This is a genomic window from Arthrobacter sp. Hb9-2 (genome assembly GCF_059091165.1).
In genome coordinates this window covers 39,375-58,154 of sequence record NZ_JBNHGJ010000018.1, presented here as the reverse complement: position 1 = coordinate 58,154, position 18,780 = coordinate 39,375, and the positions used below count along the sequence as shown (strand labels likewise).

The window sequence follows — 18,780 nt, the reverse complement described above, 5'->3', positions numbered from 1 at the left end:
TCTTCAGCGAACTGCAACTGATGTCAAGGCGAGGACACGCGTGCAGGTGCGTCGGAGGACTCCCAGAATGTAGCCCCCTTGATGTCGGCGTCCGCGGGGTTGAAAACCGGATCGAGACCCTGTTTCCTCTGGCGTTCGTAGTCCCGCAGGGCTCGGACAGCTACTGGGCATAGGAAGGCAATGGCGACCATGTTGAACCATGCAATAAGACCGTAGCCGATGTCGCCGAGTGTCCATACAAGTTCAGTGGTTCGTACCGTGCCAAGGAAAACCGATATCAGCACCATGGCCTGGACAATCCGTGCAAGGATCCCTCGGGAACTGCCTGTTAGGTAGACGATGTTCGTTACCGCGTAGTAGAAGTACGACAGGATCGAGGTGAAAGCGAAGAAGAAGATGGCGACCGCCACAACGCCGGCACCAAGGTTTATCCCCGGGACGATCGTGTCTACGGCGACTTGCGTGAATCCTGCTCCCGGCTCCACCCCAGGAAGGTTCTCAACGAGCGCTCCCCGGCCCTCTGGCAATATGTTGTACGCACCGGTGGACAAAATCATCACGCCGGTTGCCGTGCACACCAGCAGAGTGTCAACGTATACCGAGAACGACTGCACCAGTCCCTGCTTAACGGGATGGGAGACCGAGGCTGCGGCGCCGGCAAAGCCGCCCTCACCGACACCTGCGACGTTCGAATAGAGCGAGCGTCGGACGCCCCAGGAGACTGCGGCGCCGATCATACCGCCGAAGACAGCATCGGCCCCGAACGCTGAGCCCAGCACCAGCCGAATGACTTCAGGAATGGCATGGAAGTTCATTATCAGGACCACAACAGCAAGCAGCACATACGCGACGGCCATAGCTGGCACAACCTTTTCGGCGAACGCGGCGATGCGCTGAGTACCGCCGAAGACGACGAGTCCGGTCAGTGCCACCAGAATCAGGCCTGAAATCCATGTAGGAACACCGAAAGCTGAGTCCAGCGAAGTCACGATGGTCGAAGACTGCACACCGGGAATCAGCACCGTGTAACAGAGCACAGCTACAACAGCTGCCGTCACGGCAAGCCATTTCAGACCAAGACCTTTTTCGATATACCAGGGAATGCCGCCGCGGTACTCACCATCGGACTTCACCTTGTAGATCTGGCCGAGGGTGGCCTCGATAAACGCGCTGGATGCAGTAAGGACGGCCGTAGCGATCATCCAGAACAAAGCGCCAGGTCCGCCGAAAGCTATAGCAGTGGCAACGCCGGCGATGTTACCCACGCCGACCCGCCCTCCCAATGCCATCGCGAAGGCTTGGAACGAGGAAGTGCCCGTGTCTGAAGCAGCGCGCCCGAACAGGCACTTGATCATGCTCGGCAAGTGCCGGACCTGCACCCCCCGGGTAGCGATGGTGTAGGCAGTCCCGCTGATGAGCGTGACGTACACCAAGGGGTTCCAGATCAAGTCATAGATGGTTGCGAGGAATGTTTCCATAAGTGCTCCGTCTGCGTTAGAGGGGCCCGCTTTTGGCAGGGACGGTGAGGTGCATCAGCCCGATCCCTAGAAGACCTGGGGTGCCGAAAGCTCCCTGCGAGGCATTACGGAAGCTTCATTGCCGTTGCCAGATTGTCAGGCAATCTTACGTAAAGCCTAGGCGTGTGATCTAGGCCATGTCAATGTCGGAAGCGTATAAAACAGAAATCAAGCGCACCGGGCCGAACCGGGACTTGTGCAGCGCTGGTGCCCTTCCGGAACCCGAGGGCAGGGGCCCTGACGACGTGTAGCGGCAGTCAGGGGCGCCCTCCGATCAGGAATCCATGACAGAGCCAACCGTCCTTGAGCGCGTCGATACGGGTTTCCCCTTCTTTAGTCGCGGGTCCTGCTTCTTGGCCTAACGCACCAGATCCGGCGGCGGCCGCACAGATGATCCACCCGGGGTTCACCCCGGCGCCTACACCTTTGGGTGGGCAAGTCATCGCTGAAAAACCGATACTTGAAGGCCAGACCGCGCTCTTAATCTCCGGGGCCGCCGAAGAGGCGCGCATGAGCCCTGCCTGTCCCCCTAGGACAACGGGTGAGCCCCTTACCTATAGAGCACCTGCCTAAAGGAGCCAGCATCCGGCTGCTTACGCAGCTCCCGAATGCTGTTTGCGGCATTGGGGCCAGCTCCAGCGAAAAACGCCACCGCCCGAGGCGGCATTTCGGACGGGGACAGACCTGCCCGACGCCGACAAGCGCATACGGCAACTGGGTCCCAGGCTCGGGCCGAAAGCCAAAACCTGGGACCGAGGCAAGGCAAGTCAGTTCACCGGGGTGCCGACCCTGTCTTCGACCGTTGCGCCGGCGAGCCGGAGCCAGGTATCCACTACCGTGTCGGGGTTCAAGGAGACGGAGTCGACGCCTTCGGCCACCAGCCACTCAGCAAAGTCGGCATGGTCGCTCGGGCCTTGGCCGCAGATACCCACGTATTTCCCGCGTTCCTTGCAGGCCTTGATGGCCATGCTCAGGAGCTTCTTGACGGCAGGATCCCGCTCGTCGAAGCCTGCTGCGACGGTGGCGGAGTCCCGGTCCAGGCCCAAGGTCAGCTGGGTCATGTCGTTGGAGCCAATGGAGAACCCGTCGAAATACTCCAGGAAATCACCGGCCAGCAGCGCGTTGGACGGGATCTCGCACATCATGATCACCTCAAGGCCATTTTCCCCCCGGACAAGCCCGTTCTCCGCCAGCAACTCGATGACGCCGCGGGCCTCATCGAGGGTCCGCACGAACGGGATCATCAACTTGACGTTGGTCAGGCCCATGTCATTGCGGACGAAGGACAAGGCCTCGCACTCAAGGTCGAAACAGTCCCGGAATGATGGGTCCAGGTAGCGTGAGGCACCCCGGAAGCCGAGCATCGGGTTTTCCTCGTGGGGCTCGTACGCAGGCCCCCCAATCAGGTTGGCGTATTCGTTGGACTTGAAGTCGGACATCCGGACAATGACCGGCTCCGGCGCGAACGCCGCAGCGATCGTGGACACCCCTTCGGCCAGCCGCTTGATGTAGTACTCCCGCGGGCTGCCGTAAGCGGCAATCCGTTCCCTGATTTCCGCCGCGATGCCCTCCGGTTGGGTGTCCAAATTCAGGAGGGCCTTGGGGTGGATTCCGATTTGGCGGTTGATGATGAATTCCAGCCGGGCCAGGCCCACCCCGTGGTTGGGCAGCTGGGCGAAGGTGAACGCCTGTTCCGGGGTGCCCACATTCATCATGACCTTGACCGGGGCCTCGGGCAGGTGGGTGACTTCAGTTTGCTCGACGCTGAAGTCCAGCAGCCCTTCGTAGATCACGCCGGTCTCCCCGTCCGCGCAGGAGACCGTGACTTCTAGGCCGTCGGCGAGGACGTGGGTAGCATCCCCGGTGCCGACAACGGCGGGAATCCCGAGTTCGCGGGCAATGATGGCTGCGTGGCAGGTGCGTCCGCCGCGGTTAGTCACGATGGCGGATGCCCGCTTCATGATCGGTTCCCAGTCCGGGTCCGTCATGTCCGCGACCAGGACATCTCCGGTCTGAAAAATCGCCATCTGGTCGATCGCGTTGAGTATGCGGACCTTGCCGGCACCGATGCGCTGTCCGATCGCGCGGCCCTCGGCCAGCACCCTGCCTGTGCCGTTCAGGCGGAACCGGGTCAGGCTGCCCGAGCCCCGGCGGGACTGCACTGTTTCAGGGCGTGCCTGCAGAATGTACAGGCCCCCGTCGACTCCGTCCTTGCCCCACTCAATGTCCATCGGGCGGCCGTAGTGGTTCTCGATGGCAAGGGCGTGCCGCGCGAGCTGCTCCACGTCCTCGTCGCTGATGCTGAAGCGGTTCCGCAGCGAAGCCTCAACGGGTACGAAATCGATGGTGCGGCCGACCTCGGTGTTAGTCGTGTAGGTCATTTGCAGGGCCTTTTCACCCAGCCCGCGTTTGAGGATCGCGGGCCGGCCAGCTTCCAGCGCAGGTTTGTAGACGTAGAACTCGTCCGGGTTGACGGCGCCCTGGACAACGGCTTCGCCGAGGCCGTAGGAGGATGTGACAAAAACGGCATCGCGGAACCCGGACTCGGTGTCCATGGTGAACATGACGCCGGAGGCACCGATGTCGGAGCGCACCATACGCTGAATCCCGGCCGAGAGCGCCACCTCGGCGTGTTCAAAGTTGTGGTGCACGCGGTAGGCGATGGCGCGGTCGTTGTAGAGGGACGCGAACACATCCTTGATGGCGAGCAGGATGTTCTCGATGCCGCGCACGTTCAGGAAGGTCTCCTGCTGGCCGGCGAAGGACGCATCAGGAAGGTCTTCGGCGGTGGCGCTGGAGCGGACGGCCCAGGACAGGTCCTCAGCGCCGCTGTGCCTGTGCACCAATTGTTGGTAGAAGTCACGGACCTGCGCTTCGAACTCCGGCAGGAAGGGCGTCTGCCGGATGAGGTCGCGGATTTCCTGGCCAGCGGCGGCAAGGGCAGTCACGTCGTCAGCGTCCAGGCCCACGAGCCGGTCGACAATCTTCTGGTCCAGGCCCGAATCTGCCAGAAAGCTGCGGTAGGCATCCGCTGTTGTTGCGAAGCCGTCGGGGACATGAACCCCGGCAGAAGTCAGGTTCTGGACCATTTCACCCAGGGAGGCGTTCTTGCCGCCCACCCGGTCCAGGTCCTTCAGTCCGAGTTCTGAAAACCAAAGTACGTCTTTTGTCATTACTACTGCTCCTATACCGGTGATGGCAGTGGCGTCCGCTGACGGCACTGCCTCATGCTGGGGCGCAAGCTCCTGTGTGACAGGAAGTCAGCGCTATTTCCATACGATGTCCGCCACGGCGTCCATCAAGCGTTTCCCTAGTGCTTCAGATTCATCCGCTGCAGAATCGTGGCGGCCATCTCCTCCACCGAGACCGTGGCCGAATTCAGATAGGGAATTCTGTGGGACATGTACAGGTGTTCGGCACTGCGCAGCTCGAAGCTGCACTGCCGCAGCGATGAATAGGATGAGCCGCTGCGACGCTCGGTACGGATCTGGCTCAAGCGCAGGGGGGTGGATGAAAGGCCAAAACACTTTGTGACGAACGGCCGGAGGGATTTAGGGAGCCCTTCCCGTTCAAAGTCTTCTTCCACCAGCGGGAAGTTCGCCGCGAAAATGCCGTGCTGAAGCGCCAGATACATGGTGGTGGGCGTTTTGCCGCAGCGGGACGGAGCCACCAAAATGACCTGGGCTTTTTCCAGCGCGCGGAGGCTCTGGCCGTCGTCATGTTCCATGGCGTATTCGACGGCGGCCATCCGGGACTGGTAACGCGCCGCATTCCCCAGGCCGTGCGCGCGCCCCAGTTCGCCACTGGCCGGGGTGCCGAGCGCCCTCTCCAGCTGTCCGACATGCGTTCCGATGAGGTCCACGACGATTCCCTTGCATGTCGCCAGAATCTGCCTAATGTCGTTGTTGACCGCCGTGGAAAAGACGATCGGCGGCGGGCCACTGGCGGTGACGCCGTCGACCGTCTTTACGACCGATTTCGCTTGTTCGGCCGTGGTGATGAAGGGGATTGTGATGCGGTCAAAACTGTTTGCGGGAAACTGCGTCAGCAACGTGTTCCCGAGGGTTTCCGCGGTGATCCCGGTACTGTCCGAAAGGAAGTAAACAGGCCGGCGGTCGTCAACAACCATGAACGGATACTCCAAAAATCTGAACGGCACCGGAGATCGGGAGGCCCGCCCGGCCCGGAACAGAGGGCGCATGGCGGGCCACCACCTGCCTGCCCGTACGGCGGCAGACAGGAATCCCGGCAGTTGTTTGCTCGAACATCGGCGAAGTGAACGTGGGACCTGTACCAAAACTGTCCTGCATCATCCCCTGGGTACGTCTGCAGGAAGCGGCAAGTTCGTACACGCGGAAACCACAGAGCGGCATGGTGACGAGGAGTTCCGAGTGCCCGTGGTGGCGAGGATCAGACGCTCCTCGCCTGCGCGTGTCGCTCTTAGAGAGTGGTTGTCGTCAGCGCTTGGTCATAGATGTCCAGAGCTTTGGCTACTTCTTCCGGGGTGACAACGGCGGGAGGGACGACGTGGATGCGGTTTTCCACGATGAACGGAAGCAGGCCGAGGCGCAGGAGTTCGGCTTTGAGGCGCCCCATGTATTCCGGGGTTACAGGCACGCGCGTGGCCCGGTCCTGAACGAGTTCGAGTGCCCAGAAGACGCCGCGGCCGCGGACTTCGCCAATGACACTGTGCTTTTCGGCCAGGACGTTGAGGCCTGGTTCGAGGTGGTCGCGGCCGATCCTGGCGGCGTTGCCGACGATGTCTTCTTCTTCAAAGGCTTCGATGGAGGCGACGATGGAAGCTGCGGCAATGGGATGCCCGGAGTAGGTCAGTCCGCCCGGGAAGACTCGTTCGTCGAAGGTGGCTGCGATCTCGCTGGAGATGACGACGCCGCCGACAGGGATGTAGCCGGAGTTGACGCCCTTGGCGAAGGTGATCAGGTCCGGGGTTACGTTGACGGCGTCAAAGGCGAACCAGTCGCCGGTGCGGCCAAAGCCGGCCATGACTTCATCGAGGATCATCACGATGCCGTACTCGTCGCATAATGCCCGCACTCCCTCAAGGTAACCAGGGGTGGGGACGAGGATACCCGCGGTGCCAGGGACGGTTTCGAGCAGGATCGCGGCGATCGACTGGGGACCTTCGGCCTGGATGACACGGCGCAGATGCTGAAGGGCACGCTCGGTTTCCTGCTCGGGGGTTTCTGACCAGAACTCCGAGCGGTACAGGTACGGGCCGAAGACGTGGATGTGGCCGCGGGAGTATTCGTTAGGGATGCGGCGCCAGTCACCGGTGGCTGCGATGGCTGCGCCGGTGTTGCCGTGGTAACTGCGGTAGCGGGAAATGACCTTTTCGCGCCCGGTGTGCAGGCGGGCCATGCGGATGGCGTTCTCATTTGCGTCAGCGCCGCCGTTGGTGAAAAACACTTTCTCCATGTTGGACGGGGCATGCGACAAGATCTTGGCTGCTGCTTTAGCGCGGACATGGTTAGCCGCGCCGGGTGCCACCGTTGCCAGGCTGGTGGCCTGCTGGGCGATGGCCGCGATGACCTTGGGGTGCTGGTGACCGATGTTGGTGTTGACCAGCTGGCTGGAGAAGTCCAGGTAGGTGTTGCCCTCGTGGTCCCACACCGTGCTGCCGGATCCACCGGCGATTGCCATGGGGTTCAGGGACTTCTGGGCCGACCAGGAATGGAATACGTTCGCTTTGTCTTCGGCGACGACTTCGGCGTTGCTGAGGGATGAGTGGGTGACTGAAGCGTCCAGGGTTGCCGGGCTGACGGTCATGACCGGTCCTCTCGATAGATGGTTTGGGCTCTTGCTCCATCATCCGGTTTTGTGAGCACGCGGTGCCGTATACGTTTGTACAATGTAGTCATTCGGATTCGACGTTTTCACATCAAAGGGTGCCGAGTTATGCCGCCAAGCCTTAATGTCCTTCTCCGTAGCCGCGCGTTGAAGCTTCGGCTGGTTGTGCCTGATTTGGGTGCCCCCCGGCTCGAAGAGCCGATCAGCTGGGTTCACAGCTCTGACCTTGAGGATCCCACCCCGTTCCTGGATGCAGGGCAGCTGCTCCTGACCGACGGTACCCAGTTTCCTGTGGAGACTGGGGCTGGGCCGACGGCGCACGCCGCCGGGCACGTCGCTTCAGTGTTGCCCAGCACCAGGGGCTATGAGGAGTATGTGCGGCGGTTGGTTGATCACGGGATCGCCGGTCTTGGCTTCGCCACGCAGGTAATCCACGGAGTGCTGCCGAAAGGGCTGGAGGAAGCGTGCCGGAACCAGGGCCTGCCGCTGGTGGAGGTCCCGGACCGGACGCCGTTCATCGCCATTATCCGCATGGTGGCGGACTATCTGGCCAGGGAGGAGCATGCCCGGGCGGAGTGGTCGCTTCAGGCGCAGCGGGCTATTTCGCGTGCAGCCCTTCGGCCCGACGGTTTGACCTCGATCCTGGGCGAGCTGGAACGGCAGCTGCACAGCTGGGTCGCGTTGTATGACGCGGCCGGGAACTACGTTCGCATGCCTCGCAACCGTCCGCTCCCTTCTGATCTTGCCGCGGAAGTAAGCGAGAGGGTGCGCAATGCTTTGGATTTGGGGACCCGGTCTGCCTCGCACCTGGAGGTTGGCGGGCAGTCGGTGACGCTGCAGACCCTTGGTCGTAAGGGCAGTCTTCGCGGCGCCCTGGTTCTTGGTGCCATCGAGCCTTTGGATCCGGCCAGGGCGGACATTGTGAATAGTGTGATCGGGTTGGCCAGCCTGGCTTTGGAACAGGCGCGCACTCTGGATACGGCCCGTCGGCATCTTCGTGCCGGTGTTTTCGAGCAGCTGCTGGCTGGAAGTACCGATGTTGCCATCCGCACGGCCCGGCAGGTTTGGGGGCAACTCCCCCGGGAACCGGTGCTGGTGACGGTTTCACGGCAGGACAATCCTGCACCAAATCTTCTCGAAGCACTGGAGCTGCTCGCAGACGATTACCGCGGCGCGGTGTTCTATGCCCTGCGGGGTGATCAGCTGATAGTCCTGGCAGGGCCGGCGCACCAGGACAGGGTGCTGGAACTGCTGCAGCGCCATGGGGCTGTGGCCGGGGTTTCTTCCCCTGCCGGGATGGACGGGTTGCCTCATGCCCTCGAAGAGGCCACGCGGGCCCTGCATCGCGCCGTTGAACTCGAATGCGCGGTCGTAGCATTTTCTGAGCTGGCCGACGGCGGAATGCTGGGTTTGCTGCGGGAGGAAAAGGCGGGACCGGTGGCCCGAGGACTTCTGCAGCCGCTGATTGATTACGACGCGGCAGAGAACACAGAGCTGCTGGAGACTGTCCGGGAATGGTTTGCCAATAACTGTGTGTGGGACAGGACCGCCCGCCGCCTGGGTGTGCACCGGCATACGCTCCGGAACAGGATCGACGCCGTCGGGCGGATCCTCGGGCTGAACCTGGACGGCATGCGGGACCGCCTGGAGTTGTACGCGGCGGTTCAATTCCTGGAAAAGGCATAAACGACAGGAGGACCTTCGGCAGGCGTGCCGGAGGTCCTCGTTGTCAGGGGCCAGTGCCGGGCCCTGGCATCTTTGTGGTGCTAACCCTAGTTCTGCGGGAAGCCCAGGTTGATGCCGCCGTGGCTCGGGTCGAGCCAGCGGGAGGTGATGGCCTTTTCGCGGGTGAAGAACTGGAAGCCCTGCAGCCCGTAGGCCTTGGAGCTGCCGAAGATGGAGTCTTTGAATCCGCCGAAGGAGTAGTAGGCCACGGGGACGGGGATGGGAACGTTGATCCCCACCATGCCCACCTCAACCTCGTTCTGGAAACGCCGTGCCGCGCCGCCGTCGTTGGTGAAGATGGCCGTGCCGTTGCCGTAGGCGCTGGAGTTGATCAGGTCCAGGCCCTCCTCGTAGCTGCTGACGCGGACCACGGACAGGACCGGGCCGAAAATCTCGTCGGTGTAGGCGCGCGAGCTGACGGGGACTTCGTCGATCAGGGTGGGGCCAAGCCAGAAGCCGTTTTCGTCACCGTCAACGTTGATGCCGCGGCCGTCCACCACTACCTTGGCGCCGTCCTCGGTCGCGATATCGATGTAGGAGGCGACCTTGTCCCGGTGCTGTTCGGTGACGAGCGGTCCCATGTCGCAGTTGCGGCGGCCGTCGCCGATTTTCAGCGTGGCCATGCGGGAGGTGATCTTTTCGATCAGTTTGTCGGCGACGGGTTCGACGGCGACGATGACACTGATGGCCATGCAGCGTTCGCCGGCGGAACCGAAGCCGGCGTTGATGGCCGCGTCGGCGGTCAGCTCAAGGTCTGCGTCGGGCAGGACGAGCATGTGGTTCTTGGCTCCGCCAAGTGCCTGGACACGCTTGCCGTTCCGCGCAGCCGTCTCGTAGATGTACTGGGCGATCGGGGTGGAGCCCACGAAGGAGATGGCTTTGACATCAGGGTGTTCCAGGAGGCCGTCGACAGCTTCCTTGTCACCGTGAAGGACGTTGAAGACACCATCCGGAAGGCCTGCCTCGGTGAACAGTTCCGCGAGCCAGTTTGCGGCCGTTGGATCCTTTTCACTGGGCTTGAGTACCACGGTGTTGCCGGCAGCGATGGCGATCGGGAGGAACCACAGCGGCACCATGGCCGGGAAGTTGAACGGGCTGATGATGCCCACGACCCCGAGCGGGGATTTGGTGGAGTAGACATCCACGCCGCTGGAGACGTTTTCTGAGTGCTCGCCCTTGATCAGGTGCGGGAAACCGGTGGCGAGTTCGACGACTTCCTGGCCGCGGGTGATTTCACCCAGGGCGTCGGAGACGACCTTGCCGTGCTCGGCGGTGATGATCTGGGCGAGTTCGCCCTTGCGCTCGTTGAGCAGTTCCCGGAAGCGGAAAAGGATCTGCTGGCGTTTGGTGATGGAGAGATCACGCCAGGCTGGGAAAGCCTTCTGCGCCGAGGAGATGGCGGCCTCGATGTCGCTGGCGTTGGCCAGCGCGACGCGCTTGGTCTCAATGCCGCGGGCCGGGTCGAAGACGGGAGCGGTGCGGTCTCCCGATGAGAGGGATTCGGCTCCGCCGATCCAGTGGGACAGCACGGGCAGTTCCTGGTTCACGGACACGCTTCTTCTCGCTTTCAGTAATGACGGTGGGATGCCGGAGCGGCTTGCAACTAACGGTAGTAGTCCCGGGACGAGGAAGGGTTACTACATTTGGCGCAGCGACTTGCGTCTTTTCGACATGTGTATAGCTGTGTCGGCGGGAGCTACGCGAATACGGTGGGACCACAGCCAGCCAGTACACCCGCCATCAGGAGTTCCGATGAAACGCCGACGCCCCGAGCATCTCGCCCCCTCTTCCATGGAGAAAACCGCCGTCCGCACCGGAGAGCACTGCCCGGACAGTGGGTGGTGGTACCCGGCCCAGCCCGAAGTGGCTAAAGTGCTTACGGCTGACACTTCTGGAGCCAGGTTCATTGGGGAGGGGAGCGTTATGCCCGCTGTCGGCGGCAAGCCAAGCCTTTGGCTACGCGGCCAGGAGCAGTTGACCGTGAAAATGTTTGAGGAGCTGACGCGCTGACCATTTACGCGCGCGCGTAAATGTTGGTAGGCTTTGTCTGACAATCTGCATAGCAGAGCCTACTTCAAGCATTGGGGAACCCGATGGCGGAAACGCGCCTTTCACCAGATCCGGCGACTCTGCCATTAAGGATGTCCCCCGTGGCCTCTGTCTCGCGCCGGGACGGAGTCATTAATGAGATCCGCCGTGCTGTTGTGCTGGGCAGCATCAAGCCCGGCGAAAAACTCACCGAAGTGCAGCTATCTGAATGGCTGAACGTCAGCCGTCCCACCGTCCGTGAGGCGCTCAACCAGATGGCCCAGGAGGGACTTCTGGTCCAGGAGCCCTACCGTGGCCTCCGTGTGGCAACGCTCGATTCCGCGGCCATCATGGATCTGGCGAATACGCGTATGGCCCTGGACATGCTGGCCGTCGCTGCCATCCTTGAGGACACCTCAGGCCGGCGTATGGCGATGGTCGAGGACAGCTGGGCCGAATACAGCAAGGTTGAGATGGACCCCGATCCGGTGATCCGGCACGAGAGTCATGTTGCGTTCCACCGCAGCCTTTGGGCCGCATCGGAGAACGCTTTGTTGCTTCGCCTCTGGCCTGTCACCGAAGCCCACCTGACGATCATCCTTGCCCAGGACCAGGCGGCACGGGCCGATCCGGTTCGCGCGCATCAGGTGCACGAGAAGTTGGTTGAAGCCATCAGAACCAAGGACCTTGACGTCATCCGGAAGGCCTTCACCGAACATACGATGCGCAGCGCTGTGGAACTCATCCCGCTGCTGGACACCAAGCTTTCGAAAAAGGAGCAGGACTCTTGAAAATTCTTATTGTCGGCGCGAACGGACTGCTCGGTTCCGCGGCAGCTTCAGCACTGCGCGGACGCCACGAGGTCATTGAAGCCTCCCGGTCCGGGCAGGTGACGGTGAATCTGACCGAGCCGGACTCGATTCAGCGCATGTTCGACCAGATTGGCACGGTGGACGCCGTTATTTCCTGCACGGGATCGGTCCCCTTTAAACCGCTCGCCGAGCTCACAGATAAAGATTTCCGGGCCGGCTTCGAAGACAAGGTTCTTGGCCAGGTCAACTTGGTGCAGGCCGGCCTTGGCCACCTCACTGACGGAGGCTCCTTTACACTCACCAGCGGGGTTCTGGCCCGGGAACCCATCCTGACCGGTGTAGCGGCCTCCCTGGCAAACGGTGCGCTGGAATCCTTCGTTATGGCTGCAGCAGCGGAGTTGCCGCGGCGCATCCGCCTCAATGCGGTAAGCCCTACCGTGCTCGCGGAGGCAACTGGCTACCACGAGTTCTTCCCCGGCTTCTCGCAGGTGCCCGCAGAAACGGTGGGACGAGCCTACGTGAAATCCGTAGAAGGCATTCAGACCGGGCAGGTCTTCACCCTGGACTAAAAACTACAGCCGGCGGCTACCCTAGCGCAGCCGCCTGTCCCAAAAAGCTGGTCTTCATGCTGATGAGGGCCAGCTTTTTTGTGCTCGCCAGCCGTTTTGAGCAGGAGAAGTAACGCGGAATTTACATCCAGCCCACACCTCACCGACTTACTCCTTCGGGTGCGGAAAGCTGCCGAACACAGATTACAAGAACATTTCGTCGTGTCAGCGTCTTTTTGGGAAAAGGACTGGACGTGGTGCTGGTCACAGGGATACAGTTGGATCACGACGCTGATTGTAAGACAATAAAACAACCAAACCGAGGCAGGCAGCATCACATTGCCACCCCTCCTTTGGCTGCTAACACGGCAAGCGAGCAGCGCGAGCCGACCTAATACAACCCCTCCGTTCGGGTTGGCGGGTGCACAGTCGCCCTCGTCATCCCGGTCCCCATTCCTCACAGAGGTTTAAAATGACCAAAACAAGCAAGATCGTCCTTGCCGTCCTCGCTGTCATCCTGGTGGCCATCGCCGGCGGCTACATCGGCAGCGGCTTCCGCGGCAACAGCGCATCGGCCACCTCCGGGTCGGCGCAGGGCAACATGATCGAGGAGATCAAGAAGCGCGGTGAACTCCGTGTTGGTGTTGCGATCGCCCCGCCCATGACCGTCCAGCAGCCTGACGGAACGCTGGGAGGCCCCAACCTGATCCCGCTGCAGGAACTGGCCAAGCAGCTGAACGTGAAACTGGTTCCTGTTGCCGCTGAGTGGAAGAACATTGTCGCCGGCCTCCAGGCCGACCGCTATGACTTCGCAGCGAACCTGGACTACACCGTGGAGCGGTCCCTGGCGATCGGTTTCACCGACCCGGTCTACGAGTACCAGGGAGTCTTCGTGGTCAAGGCCGATTCACCCTTCAAGACTGTTGAGGATCTTCTGGCAAACGGCGGCCAAATCACGGCAGCCCAGGGATCTTCACCCGAAAAGGCACTTCAGGGCCACACATCGAACATCATGTCCGTTGACAGCTACTCCAACGCCATCTCAGCCGTCCAGTCCGGACGGGCCATTGCAGAGTTCACCGATCTGCCCACCGCTGAATCCCAGGCCCAGGCTGATGCCAGCCTGAAGATCCTGGTTCCGGAACCGGAGCTTTACTCCGCTTCCGCCGCCTACGGCGTCCCGGCAGATATCGACCCGCGCTCCCTCCAGATCGTGAACATCGCCATCGAACGTGCGCAGAAGAGCGGCGAGCTGACGCAGGCGTACGAGAAGGTCGGCTACGTCGAAATCGACAACCTCGGCGACCTTCGCAAGAAGTAACCTCCGTTAGGAGAATGACATGAACGGATACAACTTTGACTGGGGCGTCGTTGCCCAGGCCCTGCCCAGCATGTTGCAGGGCCTGGGGCTGACGCTCCAGATCACCGTGATCACCATCGTGATCAGCATGATCCTGGCGATTCCGGTTGCTGTCGGCCGGATGTCAAAGATCGAGGTTATCCGCTGGGCCGCCCAGGGATACATCGAGGTCTTCCGCTGCACACCGCTTCTGGTCCAGCTTTTCTGGATCTTCTACGCACTGCCGGCCCTCACAGGTGTCACCCTGCCGGGATACGCCTCTGCAGTCATCGCCCTGACGGCCAATCTCACAGCTTTCATGGCCGAGACCTACCGAAGCGGGTTCCAGTCCGTTCCTGTCGAACAGGTCGAAGCCGGCCGGATGCTGCAGCTGAGCCGGTTCCAGCAGCTGCGCTACATCATCGTCCCGCAGGCCATGCGCCAGCAGCTGCCGGTGATCCTGTCCCTGAACATCTCGCTCTTCAAGGACACCGCATTGGTCTCGACCATCGCCGTGGCTGACCTGATGTTCATCTCCAACACGATTTCCGCCCAGAACTACCGGGCCCTGGAAATCTTCACCCTGGCGGCGTTCATCTACTTCGCCATCGCATTCCCGGTCTCGCTGATCACCAGCTCCATCGAGCGCCGCATGCAAAACAACGCAGCACTCGGAGGGGCCGCCCGGACCAGCATCTGGGCCCGGATGATGCCTGGTGCGCGGGTCGTGGTGGCATCAAAATGAGCCACTCTGCACTCACCCCACAGCTTCCCACCAACTTCACGCAGAAGGACAATGAAGTGAGCGAACAAAAGGACGTGCAGGTGATAGCTTCCCAGCAGACACCCGGCCAGTCCGGAAACGGGCAGGTCCTCGTGGAGGCCCGCGGCCTCCAGAAGAGCTTCGGAGTCCGGAAGATCCTCCGCAACGTCGACTTCACGATGAACAAAGGCGACATCACCGTCATTATCGGTAAGAGCGGCTCCGGCAAATCAACACTGCTGCGGGCGCTTGCAGGCCTCACCGATCCGGACGAGGGCGAGATCGTCATCGACGGACACACGGTGTTCGCCGAGCAGAAGCGCACCAAGGAATGGGAGAACATCCGTTCTGAGGTCGGCATGGTTTTCCAGGCCTATACCCTGTGGCCGCACATGAACGTGCTGGACAACCTGGTTCTCGCACCGCGGAAAACGCGTGGCGTCAGCGCCTCCGAAGGGCGTGACCGGGCCGAAGCCGCGTTGGCCGAAGTTGGCATGGCGCACCACATCCTCAGCAGGCCCACCCAGCTCTCCGGCGGTGAACGGCAGCGCGTTGCCATCGCCCGGGCGCTGATGATGAAACCCAAACTGTTGCTCTGCGATGAGATCACCTCGGCCCTGGACCCGCCCGTCGCAGCAGAAGTGCTGGATGTCCTGCGCCGCCTCAAGGAAGAGGACGGCATCGCTGTCGCCCTGGTCACGCACGATATGGCCTTCGCCTCCAAAGCCGCAGACCGTGTGGTCTTCTTCCACGAAGGCGAGATCGCCGTCAACGCCACTCCCGAAGCAGCATTCGATAACTGCGACAACGACGACCTCAAAAAGTTCGTCGACGCCGTCCGCTTCTGAGCCCAGCCCCCTTCAGGGGGCGGGCACAGAACGGACCAAGAAAGGAAACATAGTGCATACCGTTGTAATCGGCGGCGGCGTTATCGGCCTCACCCAGGCCTACCATCTCGCCCGCGAGGGTGAGAGCGTCACCGTCATCGATGCCCGGGCCACGGGCCTTGGCGCTTCGAAGGTCAACGCAGGCTGGATTTGTCCGGCGGAATCGGCACCGGTGCCGGGACCCGGCGTCGTCCTCAAATCCATGAAGTGGATGCTCCGCCCGGACAGCCCGCTCTACATCAAACCCTCGGTCCAGCCGGACTTCCTGAAGTTCATGTTCGGCATGTGGCGCAAGTCCAACGCCCGCGACCAGCGTGCAGGGTTTGAAGGTCACCTCCGCCTTGCCGCCGACACCCTCCAGATCTTTGACGATTACCGCGCCGACGGCATGGACTTCGAGATGCACACGGACGGACTGCTCATGGCGTTCATGGAGCAGGACAACTTCGACCACCACATCGACAACCTGGATCTCGCCTCCCAGTACGGACGCCAGCCACGGGTGCTGGACCGCGACGCCGTGCATGAGCAGGAACCACTGCTCACCGACGGAGTCCTTGGCGGCATCTACTTCCCGCAGGAACGGCACGTCGATCCGGGAGCAATGGCAACGGCGCTGCACAAAAGGCTGCTGGCGATGGGCGTCAAGATCATCGAGAACTCCCCGATCGATGCCGTTGAACGCAACGGGGACCGGGTCACAACAGTGCACAGCGGCGGAAACAGCTACACCGCTGACAACTTCATCCTTGCTGCCGGCGCCTGGAGCGGGAACCTGTCCAAGCAGTTCGGCGTGCCGCTTCCCGTGCGTCCCGGCAAGGGATACAGCGTCGAGGTTCCCGCCCTGGGCCTGCGCAGCGCGGTCAATCTCTGGGACGCGAAGGTCGCGGTGACCCCCTTCAACGAACGCCTCCGCCTGGCCGGCACGATGGAATTCGGCGGACTGGACGAGAACGTCAACCAGGTCCGCGTCGATGCGATCCTGCGTGCTCCCGCTAAGTACTTCCGCAACTGGGAGCCGCCCGCCACGAAGCCGACGCCCATGGCCGGCATGCGGCCAATGACACCGGACGGCCTGCCGGTCATCGGCCACCTCGGGCACCTGCAAAACACCTATGTATCCACCGGCCACGGCATGATGGGCATCACCCTGGCACCAGGCACCGCCGCAGCTCTTACAGAGCTGATCGTCCACGGGCGCACAGCACCGACCCTCCGGCCCTTCAGGGCTGACCGCTTTCGTGGGGTCAGCGTCATCAACCGGTCCCGGGCCTCCAAGTCACCCTCCCACTAAGAACTTCCCGAAAGGAACCAACGCAACATGTCATCACGCACCAAAAAAGAACTCCGCGGCATCCTCGCAGCAGTCACCACCCCGTTCACCGAGGACGGCAGCGCCGTCGACGAAGCCGCCCTGCAGCAGCAGGTAGAACGCCTGATCTCGGCCGGCATCCACGGACTGGTCCCCACCGGCTCCACCGGTGAATTCACCACACTTTCAGCAGACGAATACCGCCGCGTCATCGAGCTCTACGTCAAGGGCGCCGACGGCCGCATCCCCGTCGTTGCCGGCATCGGCGCACTCTCCACCCAGGGCGCCATCGACCTGGCCCAGCACGCCGAAACCGTCGGCGCGGACGCCATCATGCTGGTCCCGCCGTTCTACGATCCCCTGGACTTCACCGCGCTGAAGGAGTTCCTCTCCGCCGTCGCCGGTTCCATCAAGATCCCCGTGATGTACTACAACCTCCCGGGCATCACTGGAGTCCGGCTGACCGCCACGGAACTGGCCGAACTGGGCCAGATCGAGGGCATCGACTACATCAAGAACACCTCCGATGACGCCATCGCCCTGGCCGAACTCCTCGCCGTGCACACCGACAGCATCAAGGCCTTCAACGGCTGGGACACTTTGACGTTCTTCGGCATCGCATCCGGCGCCGAGGCCTCCGTCTGGGGCACCGCCGGCGTCGTGCCCGAACTCGCCGTCGAATTCTGGGAAACCCTTGCCGAACAGAAGGACCTGGTCCGTGCCCGCGAACTGTGGAAGCACCTCTGGGCCATCAGCGACTTCCTGGAGTCCGTGAACTACGTGGCCGGCATCAAGGCAGGCCTGGAACTCATCGGCCAGCCGGTCGGTCCTGCCCGCCTGCCCATCCAGCCGCTGCCCGCCGAAGAGCGTGAGCGCTTCGCCGGCATCCTGCGTGAAGCCGGCGTCCTCCCGGCAGTAGCAGCATGACCATGCGCTCCGCCACCAAGATCGCCCTCGACGCCATCGAGGTGCACGCAGAAGGCGAACCCGGCAGGATCCTGACCTCCGCCGCCGGGCTCGTCCAGGGCGTCACGATGGCGGAGCGCCTGCAGTACTGCAAAGACAACCTGGATTGGCTGCGCCGGCTCATGCTCCATGAGCCGCGCGGCTACCCGGGCCTCTGCTCAGTGATCCTCCTGCCGGCCGTAAACGAAGGTTCCGACTTCGGCATCGTCGTCCTGGAACAGGGCGGCTTTACCCCCATGTCCGGGTCCAACACCATCTGCGCCGTCACCGCGGCACTGGAAGAAGGCATCGTTCCGGTCCGCGGACCGGAAACCGTCGTCACCATCGACACTGCCGTCGGTACCGTCCAGGCAGTAGCAAAGGTGCACGAGGGCAAAGTCCTGTCCGTCACCGTTGTGAACGTCCCCGCGTTCGTCGTCGAACTGGACTTCCCCCTCGTAGTGCCGGAATTCGGGACCGTGCCGGTGGACATTGTCTTCGGCGGCCAGTTCTTCGCCCAGGCCAAAGCGGCCGACCTCGGGCTGGAGCTGCACCCGGATAACGGCAAGGAACTGGCCCGGGCTGGGGCCCTGATCAAGATGGCGGCACAGGAACAGGTCCACGTGACCCACCCGGACAACCCGCTGATTTCCGGGGTAAACCTGGTCATGCTGCACACCGGCGACAGGGTGCCCGGCCGGCAGGACCGGAACACCGTCGTGCTGTCCAACGGCAAACTGGTCCCCGGCGATCCGTCCACCTGGACAGGTGCGCTGGACCGCTCCCCCTGCGGTACCGGGACATGCGCCCGGATGGCGGCGCTGCACGCCCGGGGCCAGCTCGCCGTCGGCGAGGACTTTTCGCACCAGAGCATCATCGGCAGCGAATTCATCGGCCGACTGACCGGCACGACGACGGCGGGGGACCGCGAAGCGGTCCTGCCCACGGTCACGGGCCGGGGCTGGGTCACCGGACGCAGCCAATGGGTGCTCGAGCCCACCGATCCCTTCCCCACCGGCTACACCGTGGGGGACATCTGGGCACCCGGCGCATAAGCGCGCCAACCACACATCTTTACGAACGACTGAAAGCAGGA

At 62.4% G+C, this 18,780-nt stretch carries 15 protein-coding genes; 10 read left to right on the top strand and 5 right to left on the bottom strand.

Features of this window, described 5'->3' with window-relative positions; genetic code table 11:
- Positions 1 to 23: 23 nt before the first annotated feature.
- The 4 genes from AC5RV1_RS11825 to AC5RV1_RS11810 all read right to left on the bottom strand — a co-directional run bounded on the left by AC5RV1_RS11825 (position 24) and on the right by AC5RV1_RS11810 (position 7,304).
- Positions 24 to 1,478, bottom strand: coding sequence for an alanine/glycine:cation symporter family protein (locus tag AC5RV1_RS11825; RefSeq protein ID WP_493994672.1), 1,455 nt, complete (start codon positions 1,476 to 1,478; stop codon positions 24 to 26).
- 806 nt (positions 1,479 to 2,284) lie between these two features.
- Complete coding sequence (gene ppsA, locus AC5RV1_RS11820; protein ID WP_493994671.1) at positions 2,285 to 4,690, bottom strand: phosphoenolpyruvate synthase; 2,406 nt, start codon at positions 4,688 to 4,690, stop codon at positions 2,285 to 2,287.
- A 137-nt stretch (positions 4,691 to 4,827) separates the two neighbouring features.
- Positions 4,828 to 5,646 carry a pyruvate, water dikinase regulatory protein gene (locus AC5RV1_RS11815; RefSeq protein WP_493994670.1) on the bottom strand — a complete coding sequence of 273 codons (819 nt, stop codon included), beginning with the start codon at positions 5,644 to 5,646 and terminating at the stop codon, positions 4,828 to 4,830.
- 311 nt (positions 5,647 to 5,957) lie between these two features.
- Positions 5,958 to 7,304 carry an aspartate aminotransferase family protein gene (locus AC5RV1_RS11810; protein WP_493994669.1) on the bottom strand — a complete coding sequence of 449 codons (1,347 nt, stop codon included), beginning with the start codon at positions 7,302 to 7,304 and terminating at the stop codon, positions 5,958 to 5,960.
- A 186-nt stretch (positions 7,305 to 7,490) separates the two neighbouring features.
- Between AC5RV1_RS11810 and AC5RV1_RS11805 the strand changes: the two genes are divergently transcribed.
- Entirely contained in the window at positions 7,491 to 9,011 is a 1,521-nt protein-coding gene (locus tag AC5RV1_RS11805; RefSeq protein WP_493994668.1) for a PucR family transcriptional regulator, read from the top strand.
- A gap of 86 nt (positions 9,012 to 9,097) precedes the next feature.
- On the opposite strand, the gene AC5RV1_RS11800 is transcribed toward AC5RV1_RS11805, so the two are convergent.
- A complete protein-coding gene (locus tag AC5RV1_RS11800) occupies positions 9,098 to 10,597 on the bottom strand; it encodes a CoA-acylating methylmalonate-semialdehyde dehydrogenase (RefSeq protein ID WP_493994667.1) in 1,500 nt (499 codons plus the stop codon).
- 205 nt (positions 10,598 to 10,802) lie between these two features.
- Here AC5RV1_RS11800 and AC5RV1_RS11795 point away from each other — a divergent pair, with 205 nt between their 5' ends.
- The 9 genes from AC5RV1_RS11795 to AC5RV1_RS11755 all read left to right on the top strand — a co-directional run bounded on the left by AC5RV1_RS11795 (position 10,803) and on the right by AC5RV1_RS11755 (position 18,739).
- Positions 10,803 to 11,060: a hypothetical protein gene (locus tag AC5RV1_RS11795; protein ID WP_493994666.1), complete on the top strand. Its 258-nt coding sequence runs from the start codon at positions 10,803 to 10,805 to the stop codon at positions 11,058 to 11,060.
- Between the two features lie 131 nt (positions 11,061 to 11,191).
- Positions 11,192 to 11,869, top strand: a complete 678-nt coding sequence (locus AC5RV1_RS11790) for a GntR family transcriptional regulator (RefSeq protein WP_493994665.1) — start codon at positions 11,192 to 11,194, stop codon at positions 11,867 to 11,869.
- Positions 11,866 to 12,459: a short chain dehydrogenase gene (locus tag AC5RV1_RS11785; RefSeq protein WP_493994664.1), complete on the top strand. Its 594-nt coding sequence runs from the start codon at positions 11,866 to 11,868 to the stop codon at positions 12,457 to 12,459. The genes AC5RV1_RS11790 and AC5RV1_RS11785 overlap by 4 nt, the downstream gene beginning before the upstream one ends.
- 451 nt (positions 12,460 to 12,910) lie before the next feature.
- On the top strand, positions 12,911 to 13,759 hold the full coding sequence (locus AC5RV1_RS11780; protein WP_493994663.1) for a substrate-binding periplasmic protein: 849 nt from the start codon (positions 12,911 to 12,913) through the stop codon (positions 13,757 to 13,759).
- 19 nt (positions 13,760 to 13,778) lie between these two features.
- Positions 13,779 to 14,522, top strand: a complete 744-nt coding sequence (locus AC5RV1_RS11775; RefSeq protein WP_493994662.1) for an amino acid ABC transporter permease — start codon at positions 13,779 to 13,781, stop codon at positions 14,520 to 14,522.
- Positions 14,519 to 15,388 (top strand): amino acid ABC transporter ATP-binding protein, encoded by an 870-nt coding sequence (locus tag AC5RV1_RS11770; RefSeq protein ID WP_493994661.1) that lies wholly within the window; start codon positions 14,519 to 14,521, stop codon positions 15,386 to 15,388. Before AC5RV1_RS11775 ends, AC5RV1_RS11770 begins: the two co-directional genes overlap by 4 nt.
- 52 nt (positions 15,389 to 15,440) lie before the next feature.
- Positions 15,441 to 16,721 (top strand): NAD(P)/FAD-dependent oxidoreductase, encoded by a 1,281-nt coding sequence (locus tag AC5RV1_RS11765; RefSeq protein WP_493994660.1) that lies wholly within the window; start codon positions 15,441 to 15,443, stop codon positions 16,719 to 16,721.
- 27 nt (positions 16,722 to 16,748) lie between these two features.
- Positions 16,749 to 17,666 carry a dihydrodipicolinate synthase family protein gene (locus AC5RV1_RS11760; protein WP_493994659.1) on the top strand — a complete coding sequence of 306 codons (918 nt, stop codon included), beginning with the start codon at positions 16,749 to 16,751 and terminating at the stop codon, positions 17,664 to 17,666.
- Positions 17,663 to 18,739, top strand: a complete 1,077-nt coding sequence (locus tag AC5RV1_RS11755; RefSeq protein ID WP_493994658.1) for a proline racemase family protein — start codon at positions 17,663 to 17,665, stop codon at positions 18,737 to 18,739. Before AC5RV1_RS11760 ends, AC5RV1_RS11755 begins: the two co-directional genes overlap by 4 nt.
- Positions 18,740 to 18,780 lie beyond the last annotated feature (41 nt).

Excerpts from the sequence above, each read along its gene's own strand:
- AC5RV1_RS11825 (WP_493994672.1), bottom strand. The coding sequence starts at position 1,478 with ATGGAAACATTCCTCGCAACCATCTATGACTTGATCTGGAACCCCTTG.
- ppsA (WP_493994671.1), bottom strand. The coding sequence starts at position 4,690 with ATGACAAAAGACGTACTTTGGTTTTCAGAACTCGGACTGAAGGACCTG.
- AC5RV1_RS11815 (WP_493994670.1), bottom strand. The coding sequence starts at position 5,646 with ATGGTTGTTGACGACCGCCGGCCTGTTTACTTCCTTTCGGACAGTACC.
- AC5RV1_RS11810 (WP_493994669.1), bottom strand. The coding sequence starts at position 7,304 with ATGACCGTCAGCCCGGCAACCCTGGACGCTTCAGTCACCCACTCATCC.
- AC5RV1_RS11795 (WP_493994666.1), top strand. The coding sequence starts at position 10,803 with ATGAAACGCCGACGCCCCGAGCATCTCGCCCCCTCTTCCATGGAGAAA.
- AC5RV1_RS11790 (WP_493994665.1), top strand. The coding sequence starts at position 11,192 with ATGTCCCCCGTGGCCTCTGTCTCGCGCCGGGACGGAGTCATTAATGAG.
- AC5RV1_RS11780 (WP_493994663.1), top strand. The coding sequence starts at position 12,911 with ATGACCAAAACAAGCAAGATCGTCCTTGCCGTCCTCGCTGTCATCCTG.
- AC5RV1_RS11775 (WP_493994662.1), top strand. The coding sequence starts at position 13,779 with ATGAACGGATACAACTTTGACTGGGGCGTCGTTGCCCAGGCCCTGCCC.
- AC5RV1_RS11770 (WP_493994661.1), top strand. The coding sequence starts at position 14,519 with ATGAGCCACTCTGCACTCACCCCACAGCTTCCCACCAACTTCACGCAG.
- AC5RV1_RS11760 (WP_493994659.1), top strand. The coding sequence starts at position 16,749 with ATGTCATCACGCACCAAAAAAGAACTCCGCGGCATCCTCGCAGCAGTC.
- AC5RV1_RS11755 (WP_493994658.1), top strand. The coding sequence starts at position 17,663 with ATGACCATGCGCTCCGCCACCAAGATCGCCCTCGACGCCATCGAGGTG.